The 1,042-nt window shown below is 48.9% G+C and carries 2 protein-coding genes; both read right to left on the bottom strand.

All coding sequences use genetic code 11. The annotated features are described in order from the left end of the window. Nucleotides 1-96 precede the first annotated feature (96 nt). Complete coding sequence (locus tag HW443_RS11725; RefSeq protein ID WP_176230844.1) at nucleotides 97-720, bottom strand: lysophospholipid acyltransferase family protein; 624 nt, start codon at nucleotides 718-720, stop codon at nucleotides 97-99. Further along, a partial coding sequence (locus HW443_RS11730; RefSeq protein WP_219857256.1) for a (d)CMP kinase occupies nucleotides 701-1,042 on the bottom strand: 342 nt, incomplete at its 5' end. The genes HW443_RS11725 and HW443_RS11730, both read right to left, overlap by 20 nt.

A 1,042-nucleotide genomic window follows, 5' to 3' on the forward strand; every position in this document is an offset into this window, starting at 1 on the left:
AATTAACTTGTAAGGATAGTCTTATTTTACTACAAATAATAGTAAAGATGTCCCTTATCAATAATTCATCTCGGTTCGCACAGACCAGTAAAACTACTACAAAACCCCCATCTCACTTAACAGCCGCTCCAGTTCTTCCATAATCAGGTCGGTTATCTTTACAAGAAGAGATTCCTTATCCCCTTTGTCTCTCTTGAGACCATCTACCCTGATCAACTGGCCCGCTTTCATTCTTATCTTAGGAAATCTGGGAAGTTTTGCGCCGGGGGGCATGATCTTGTTAGCGCCCAAAATGGCCACCGGGAGTATGGGGACGCCCGTTTTTAGAGCGATGAGGGAGACGCCGTGGTAGGCTGGGCCCAATTTGCCGTCTTTGTGTCTGGTTCCTTCAGGAAAGAGACCCAGGACTTTCCCCTGCTTTAGAAGTTCTATGGACTGCCGGATAGCTTTGCGATCCGGCTTGTCTCTGTCTACCGGAAAGCCATTAAGAATGCGCACCAGCCAGGCCAGGACAGGAATGTGAAAAAGTTCCTTCTTGGCCATAAAGTAGATGGGCCTATCGCACATCGCTCCCAGCAAGAAGGGATCAATGTAGCTGGTATGATTGGCGCAGATTATCAAACTTCCGCTCTTGGGTATCCTCTCTCGCCCCAGATATTCTATCCTGTAGAACAGTTTCAAAAGTATCCTGACGGGGGGTCTAATTATGTCTACCAGCATGCCGGCTCCTTCCATAGGCAGCCATTATTTCTTCAACTACTTCACCCGCAGATTTACCCGTGGTGTCGATTCTCAGGCTATCGGGCGGTTCTATCAGGGGGCTATCATCTCGAGTGCTATCAAGCCAGTCCCGCTGGTTCATCTCCTTTTCCACATCCTCAAGTTCCACGCCTGTAAGACTGGTTGGACCTCTATGGAATTGTTCTCTCCTTCTCTTGACCCGCTCCTCACTGCTGGCAGTGAGGAATATCTTCAAGATAGCCTGAGGACAGACGACGCTCCCTATATCTCTCCCCTCCACTACCCATCCTCCCTCCTGGAT

Origin of the sequence: Candidatus Hakubella thermalkaliphila, from assembly GCF_013281975.1 — a bacterium.
In the GTDB taxonomy this organism is placed as follows: domain Bacteria; phylum Actinomycetota; class Humimicrobiia; order Hakubellales; family Hakubellaceae; genus Hakubella; species Hakubella thermalkaliphila.